This is a genomic window from Nonomuraea sp. NPDC049709 (assembly GCF_040674815.1).
Classification (GTDB): Bacteria; Actinomycetota; Actinomycetes; order Streptosporangiales; family Streptosporangiaceae; genus Nonomuraea.
The window spans coordinates 261,098-268,423 of sequence record NZ_JBFANM010000001.1 but is presented as its reverse complement, the minus strand read 5'-3'; the positions used below and the strand labels follow the sequence as shown (position 1 = coordinate 268,423).

Annotated in this window: 8 protein-coding genes; 1 reads left to right on the top strand and 7 read right to left on the bottom strand. The window is 66.8% G+C overall.

Translation table 11 applies throughout. The annotated features are described in order from the left end of the window. Positions 1-854 precede the first annotated feature (854 nt). The 7 genes from AB0J69_RS01395 to rpmH form a co-directional block, all read right to left on the bottom strand. Positions 855-1,790 carry a ParA family protein gene (locus AB0J69_RS01395; RefSeq protein WP_364111876.1) on the bottom strand — a complete coding sequence of 312 codons (936 nt, stop codon included), beginning with the start codon at positions 1,788-1,790 and terminating at the stop codon, positions 855-857. A gap of 137 nt (positions 1,791-1,927) precedes the next feature. Then, entirely contained in the window at positions 1,928-2,599 is a 672-nt protein-coding gene (gene rsmG / locus AB0J69_RS01390) for a 16S rRNA (guanine(527)-N(7))-methyltransferase RsmG (RefSeq protein ID WP_364111586.1), read from the bottom strand. Between the two features lie 395 nt (positions 2,600-2,994). After that, positions 2,995-3,483, bottom strand: a complete 489-nt coding sequence (locus tag AB0J69_RS01385) for a R3H domain-containing nucleic acid-binding protein (protein ID WP_364111584.1) — start codon at positions 3,481-3,483, stop codon at positions 2,995-2,997. Positions 3,484-3,503: 20 nt separating this feature from the next. Further along, on the bottom strand, positions 3,504-4,454 hold the full coding sequence (gene yidC, locus AB0J69_RS01380) for a membrane protein insertase YidC (protein WP_364111582.1): 951 nt from the start codon (positions 4,452-4,454) through the stop codon (positions 3,504-3,506). A 4-nt stretch (positions 4,455-4,458) separates the two neighbouring features. After that, complete coding sequence (gene yidD, locus AB0J69_RS01375) at positions 4,459-4,740, bottom strand: membrane protein insertion efficiency factor YidD (protein WP_364111580.1); 282 nt, start codon at positions 4,738-4,740, stop codon at positions 4,459-4,461. Continuing rightward, a complete protein-coding gene (rnpA, locus tag AB0J69_RS01370; RefSeq protein ID WP_364111578.1) occupies positions 4,737-5,099 on the bottom strand; it encodes a ribonuclease P protein component in 363 nt (120 codons plus the stop codon). Before rnpA ends, yidD begins: the two co-directional genes overlap by 4 nt. Positions 5,100-5,158: 59 nt before the next feature. Continuing rightward, positions 5,159-5,296 (bottom strand): 50S ribosomal protein L34, encoded by a 138-nt coding sequence (gene rpmH, locus AB0J69_RS01365; protein ID WP_020547366.1) that lies wholly within the window; start codon positions 5,294-5,296, stop codon positions 5,159-5,161. Between the two features lie 447 nt (positions 5,297-5,743). Between rpmH and dnaA the strand changes: the two genes are divergently transcribed. Then, positions 5,744-7,324, top strand: coding sequence for a chromosomal replication initiator protein DnaA (dnaA, locus tag AB0J69_RS01360; protein ID WP_364111576.1), 1,581 nt, complete (start codon positions 5,744-5,746; stop codon positions 7,322-7,324). Positions 7,325-7,326 lie beyond the last annotated feature (2 nt).

The following is a 7,326-nucleotide window of genomic DNA, read 5'->3' as shown; positions in this document are numbered from 1 at the left end:
GACGGGAGCCGGCCGGTCGGGAGCCGGCCGGACGGGAGCCGGCCGGACGGGAGCCGGCCGGACGGGAGCCGGCCGGACGGGAGCCGGCCGGACGGAGGCGGAAGTCGGAGGCGGAAGTCGGGGGGAAACGGCCGGATGAGAGTAGCCCGGCCGGCGGTGCTGGGCTGCTGGCGGCGCGCATGTCAACACAGTCCTGGATGATCTACGCACCGCCATTTGCGCCGTCGCGCACGCCTGACCCCGGCCTCGCCACGCCCCTGCCAACGACAGCGACCGCCACGCGACTCCACGGTCACCGCCATCAGCACGCCATCGACACCGCAAGCACTCAAACGCACCCGACGACGTTCTACCCGTCACCACTCAGGGCGCAAGGCCGGTATCGCGCCGGCCCGGTTCGTCGTGCCTGCAGTTCACACTGTCCATCGCGCGTGGCAGACAGCACCTCACGACGCCCCCGTGGCAGGCGCCCATCCGGCGCCCGCCCAGCCTCACTGGCTGGCGGGCCGGCCAGGCCGCCGTACTCCCCTGCCCCGTCGCAAGCGTCACGGAGGTCACGTGAGACCCCCGCCCGTCGTGGCGTGCCTGGCGGGCGCCCAGTCCTCCGTACGCGCCCGACTCGCCTCGCCCTACTCCTCGCCACACCTCATCGCCGCCGCCCAGCCCAACCCCCTCCTGAGCCAACTCCTCGGGCATGCTCGCACGACCCCCGCGCCCCGGCCACCGACCGAGACCGAAAGAAGGCCTGAGGCAGGCCCGGCGGCCGGAGTGTTCAGGCCGTCGCCGAAGCTGCCGTGCGGCCTGCCCAGAGGGAGAAGCGACACCGGCTCAGAGAAGGATCCCCCAAGGGAAGGTCAGGCGACCATGGCGCGGTGGGCGATCTCGCGGGCCGCGTCCATGTACGCCATCGCCCCGCTGGACCCCGGATCGTACGTCATCACCGACTGCCCATAGCTGGGCGCCTCCGACAGCCGGACGCTGCGCGGGATCACCGTGTTGAGCACCGTGTCCCCGAAGTGCGCCCGCACCTCGTCCGCCACCTGCGAAGCCAACCGGGTACGGCCGTCGTACATCGTCAGGACGATGGTCGAGAGCCGCAGCGTCGGGTTGAGGTGAGCCTTGATCAGGTCCACGTTCCTGAGGAGCTGACCGAGGCCCTCCAGGGCGTAGTACTCGCACTGGATCGGGATCATGACCTCGTCCGCGGCCACCAACGCGTTGACGGTCAGGAGGCCGAGGGAGGGCGGGCAGTCGATGATGATGTAGTCGAAGTCCATCGCCTCGTACGCCGCCAGCGCGCGCCGAAGGCGGGCCTCTCTGGCAACCAAGGAGACCAGCTCGATCTCGGCACCCGCCAGGTCGATCGTGGCCGGGGCGCAATAGAGGTTCGGCATTTCCGGCACCTGCTTGACGATGTCCGCCATGGGCAGGTCGTCAACAAGCACCTGGTACACATCTGGAACGTCACCGCGGTGCTCCGTGGCCAGAGCCGTGGAGGCGTTGCCCTGCGGGTCGAGGTCCACCACAAGGACGCGCTGGCCATGCATGGAAAGGGCGGCGGCGATGTTGACCGAGGTGGTCGTCTTGCCCACGCCACCCTTCTGGTTGGCCACCGCGATCACTCTCGTCTTGGCCGGGCGCGGCCAGATGCCGTCTCCGTCGCCAGCTGTCTCGCCGGGCTGAGCGGCCGTCTGGGTTGCAGATGTTTCACGTGAAACCACTGAGCTGAGCGCCTCTCGTACCAACGGCGAATCACCGGGGTTCAGGGGGGTCTGGGTCACGATGGCCATCCTTTCAACCAGTGGTGTGCCGGTGCCGGGAATTTGCTGTCGCGACACGCCCATTTCGGGCCAGCCAACCCCGGTTGGACTCTCAGACGGACGGCTGTCCGGCCAGCCAAGACCGCTTGACGCGACTGGCACAACCGTCACCTCCTTCGTCGCCGCCTATCTCGCTCCGGCGCGCGACCCGCTACCACCCGAACCAATGTTGCAGGCGGCTCGACCTTACCGTGCCCGACGGTCACAAGCTCGGCCGTTCGGGCTCCGCTGGCCCGCAATTGCGCCTCCGCCTCGGCGAGCTCGCCGGCGGCCCGCTCCCCCTTCATGGCGATCAGCTCGCCGCCCTCACGGAGCAGCGGCATGGCCCATGTCAGGAGGCGCTCGAGCGGCGCCACCGCACGAGCGCTGGCGACGTCGAACTCACGTTTGCCCGCCAGCTCCTCGGCCCGGCCGCGCAGCACCTCGACGTTGTCCAGCTTGAGCGCCTCGACGCATTCCTCCAGGAACACGGTACGGCGCAGCAACGGCTCCAGCAGCGTCACCCTGATGTCCTGCCGGACGATGGCCAGGACCAACCCGGGCAGCCCGGCACCGGAGCCGATGTCCACCAGCTGTACGTCCGGCGGCACGACCTCGGCCACGACCGCGCAGTTGAGCAGGTGGCGATCCCAGATCCGCGGCACCTCCCGCGGACCCAGCAGCCCGCGGACGACACCGGGGCCCGCCAGCAGCTCGGCGAACGCGTTGGCACGATTCCAAGCCTCCCCCGCGAAGACGTCCCGCGCTATGTCCGGCGGCTCCGGAAGCTGATCGCTCACTGGTCGGTGGCCCTTTCTGGGGCTGGTGGCCCTTTGATCGGCGTGTCGGCACGGGATCGTCGCCCGGCTTCGATAATTCAGGGACAGGTCTAAGGATTCGAGTCCGGTCTCTACCCAAGGCTAAGGGTGAGATCACAAGGGAAGACTAGCGGGCCAGGGTAAAGGTGGCCTGTGAGCGCGCCGTCCGCACGGCTCCGCGCGGGAGCGTTAACAACGACATGTCCGCATATAAGAGCGCATAAGCACAGCAGGCGCCTACATGGGCATGAAGGCATACAAATGCGAAACGGCCGTCTACCCCGCGCGACAGCGGGCAGACGGCCGGATCGAAGACAGGTGGCGGGCATCGAGTGGAGCCACCACGCCCTCAGGCGACGAGGCGAACCCACCGGCCCTCAGGCCGGCATCACCACGACGTACCGCTGCGGCTCCTCGCCCTCGGACTCGCTCCGGAGCCCGGCGGCGGCCACCGCGTCGTGAACGATCTTCCGCTCGAACGGGGTCATCGGGTGCAGCGACTTCGGCTCCCCCCGCTCCTTGACCTGGCTGGCGATCTCGGTGCCGAGCTTGGTCAGCTCCGCCCGCCGGCGCTCGCGGTAACCGGCCACGTCGAGCATCAGCCGCGAACGCTCCCCCGTCTGCCGGTGCACGGCCAGACGGGTCAGCTCCTGCAGCGCCTCCAGGACCTCTCCCGCGGGCCCGACCAGCTCAGTGCCCTTGAGCCCCACGACGGAGACCAGGGCGCGGTCGCCCTCGACGTCCATGTCGATGTCGCCGTCGATGTCGGCGATGTCGAGAAGGCCCTCGACGTAGTCGGCAGCGATCTCGCCCTCCTGCTCCAGCGCAGTGAGATCAGGAGCCTTCTCCTGCTCGGCCTCGGTCATGGCCGGCCTCTCCTTCGTGTTCAAGACTTCTTGCTGCCGGTGCGCTTGCTGCGGGACTGCCTGCTCGGCTGCTGCCTGATGATCTTAGGCTCCGGAGGGGGCGGAGGGGCCTGTTCTTCCGGAGTGGTCTTGCGAAGTTTCGCGAGCAGACCGGGCTTCTCCTGAACCGGGATCACGTTGCCCTTGGCGTCGTACTGCGGCATCGGGTGCCGGCTGTAGAACCAGTGCTGCTGACCGAGCGTCCACACGTTGGTGGTGACCCAGTACAGGATCAGACCGAGCGGGAAGTTCAGGCTGAAGAACGCGAACAGCGGCGAGATGTACATCAGGATCTTCTGCTGCTGCGCCATGGGGTTGTCCGGCATCTGAGCGATGGAGCGGGTCACGCTCTGCCGGACGGTGAGGAACGTGGTCAGCGAGCTGACCGCGACGAAGATCGCCAGGACCACCTTGGTCTGTACGACACCCGCGTCGAAGCCCGCGATGTCCGCGGAGGACATGAAGAAGTTGGCGGGCAGCGGCGCGCCGAAGATGTGCGCGGACCGGGCGCTGTCGACCAGCTCCTTGGTCATGCCGTACTTGGCGTGACCGTTGGCCATGTTCTGCAGCACAGTGAACATGGAGATGAAGATGGGGAACTGGGCGACGACAGGGAGGCAGCCGCCGAGCGGGTTGGCGCCCGCGCCCTGGTAGAGCGCCATGACCTCCTGGTTCATGCGCTGCTTGTCGTTCTTGTAGCGCTTACGCAGTTCCTGAACCTTGGGGGCGAGCTCCTGCATCTTCCGCGACGAGCGCATCTGCTTCAGGAAGAGCGGGAAGATCAGGATCCGCATGAACACGGTAAGCGTGATGATCGTCAACGCCCAGGTCAGCCCGCTGTCCGGGTTGAGGACCGTGCTGTATGCAGTATGGATCCAGATGATGACTTGGGCTACGGCTTGGTACAGCCAGCTCAGCCAGGACAGCTCCACCGAGCTATCTCCCTTGCGTTTCGTGGGACCGGACCGGGCGTGGGGGCACCGGGTCTATACCTCCGGGATGGAATGGGTGGCACCGCCCGATGCGCCGGACAGTCAGCCATGTGCCGCGCAATGCTCCATGTACGGCAATCGCCTCGAGTCCGTAAGCACTACACGACGGATAGAACCGGCAGCGTGGACCGAGCAGCGGGCTGATGAACGCCCGATAGAACCGGATGGGGATGATGAGCACCCGAGCAGCGAGGCTCGGTGCCACCCCTAGCGGTTGCTCCGTCATATTTGTCCACCCGTCGAGGACTCGCGCCGCCTGAGCAAACGATCCAGCGCGACGTCGAGTTCGGCGGCCAGTTGCTCGAATCGCGCGGACGCGGCCGGTGGGTTGGCGCGTACCACAAGCAGGCTACCTCGCGGCAGCCGGTCGAGACGGTCCCGCATCAGGTGTCGGAGCCGTCGTTTGACCTTGTTCCGGGTCACGGCGCCACCGACGGCCTTGCTCACCACGAAACCCACCAGAGGTTGGTCTTCCCCGGAAATGGTGAAATGCACCACGAGAGTCGGGCGACCGGCGCGTTTGCCGCGCCTGACCGCCGCCTCGAACTCCTCCCCGCGTCGCATGCGGGATTGACGGGACAGCACCGTATACGTCTAACGCCCGCCGGCGTGAACCGCCGGCGGGCTGTTGTCGCGCAGGGCGATCAGGCCGACAGCTTCTCGCGGCCCTTACGGCGACGAGAGGCGAGGATGGCGCGACCGGCCCGGGTGCGCATCCGCAGCCGGAAGCCGTGGGTCTTCGCGCGGCGACGGTTGTTCGGCTGGAAAGTACGCTTGCTCACGGGTGGGCTCCAGGCTTGATGGTGCGCCGCGGGGGCGCCTAACACACATGGGTGGCCTGCCAAAGAAGCGAGGGCACGCGAAATAGCCGTCGCGTGACAAGCCGACCGTCGTACGTTACGGGCCAAGCACCGCCCAGGTCAAACCGGACGGGTCATCCACTATTCCACAGGCCACTTTTCCACCGGTGGCCCCACGTCCACAGTATGTGCACCCTCGTGCCACTAGGCTGTGGACAACGTCTTGAACACAGCTGTGCACATAGATACTGTCGGCCCTTCCGGGCCCGCTCAACCCCTGTGGACAGCTTGTGGATCTCCTGTGGAGGGCGTGGGCGGGAAGCCCGGCCGCCACGTGTGGACGAAGGGGTCGCCGAGCATCGTGGGCGGCCGTGCCATGTGGATAAACGATCGCGGGGGGCCGCGAGAGGAAGGAGGGGGAGCCGCACCATGAACGGTGTCGACCTCGGCACGGTATGGGCGAGGGCCCTGGGCAACTTCCTCAACGAGAACGTGCCGATCCAGCAGCGCACCTGGCTGTCGATGGTGCGTCCGATCGCGCTGGCCAACGACACGATCGTGCTCGGCGTCCCCAACGACTTCCTCAAGGACCTCATCGAGGGCAAACTGCGCCCGCTGGTCGCGCACGCGCTGTCGCAGGAGCTCGGCCGGACCATGCGGCTGGCCGTGATGATCGACACGACGGCCCCGGAGCAGTCGGCCGTCGACCCCCATCAACAGCCTGTGACTCAGAGTTATCCCCAAGGTGTGGAGAGTCAGCTGCGTTATGCACAGCCGGTGCAACCGCAGCACAACCAGGCTTCCGAGCCGCCGCAGTTCTATTCTCCACAGCCGGAGCCACCCCAGATATCCACCGAATATCCACAGCCGGGCTTCTCTTTTGAACAGGCGCAGCCGTACACACCGCCTGTGGAGAAGACGCCGGAACCGGCGCCGAACCGGTGGGAGGCGAAGAGCAACAAGCCCAGCGAACCGGCCAGGCTCAATCAAAAGTACACATTTGAGACATTCGTCATCGGTGCCAGCAACCGGTTCGCCCATGCGGCGGCCGTGGCCGTGGCCGAGTCGCCGGCGAAGGCGTACAACCCCCTCTTCATCTATGGAGACTCGGGGCTGGGGAAGACGCACCTGCTGCACGCGATCGGGCATTACGCCCAGAGCCTCTACGACGGCGCGCGGGTCAGATACGTGAGCTCCGAGGAGTTCACCAACGACTTCATCAACAGCATCCGCGACCACAAGGCCGACGGGTTCCGCGGCCGCTACCGGGCGATCGACATCCTGCTCGTGGACGACATCCAGTTCCTGGAGGGCAAGGAGCAGACGCAGGAGGAGTTCTTCCACACCTTCAACACGCTGCACAACGCCAACAAGCAGATCGTCATCTCCAGCGACCGGGCGCCCAAGCAGCTCATCACGCTGGAGGACCGGCTGCGCAACCGGTTCGAGTGGGGCCTGATCACCGACGTCCAGCCGCCGGAGCTGGAGACCCGCATCGCCATCCTCAGGAAGAAGGCCATCCAGGAGGGCCTGGCCGCGCCGCCCGAGGTGCTCGAATACATCGCCAGCCGCATCTCCACCAACATCCGCGAGCTCGAGGGCGCGCTGATCAGGGTGACCGCGTTCGCCAGCCTCAACCGGCAGGGCGTCGACCTGCAGCTGGCCGAGGTGGTGCTGAAGGACCTGATCACCTCGGAGTCCGACACCGAGATCACGATCGCGGCCATCATGAGCGAGACCGCCCAGTACTTCGGCATCAGCATCGACGATCTGTGCGGCACCTCGCGCAGCCGGGCACTCGTCAACGCCCGGCAGATCGCCATGTATCTGGCGCGCGAGCTGACCGAGCTGTCGCTGCCGAAGATCGGCCAGCAGTTCGGCGGCCGCGACCACACCACCGTCATGCACGCCGAGCGCAAGATCCGGTCGCTCATCGCGGAGCGCAGGTCGATGTACAACCAGGTCAACGAGCTGACAATGCGGATCAAGCAGACACAGCGTGGATCTTGAAG

Bases quoted from the DNA above. Each gene is read 5' to 3' on its own strand.
- AB0J69_RS01395 (WP_364111876.1), bottom strand. From the start codon at position 1,790: ATGGCCATCGTGACCCAGACCCCCCTGAACCCCGGTGATTCGCCGTTG.
- dnaA (WP_364111576.1), top strand. From the start codon at position 5,744: ATGAACGGTGTCGACCTCGGCACGGTATGGGCGAGGGCCCTGGGCAAC.
- yidD (WP_364111580.1), bottom strand. From the start codon at position 4,740: ATGACGGAGCAACCGCTAGGGGTGGCACCGAGCCTCGCTGCTCGGGTG.
- AB0J69_RS01385 (WP_364111584.1), bottom strand. From the start codon at position 3,483: ATGACCGAGGCCGAGCAGGAGAAGGCTCCTGATCTCACTGCGCTGGAG.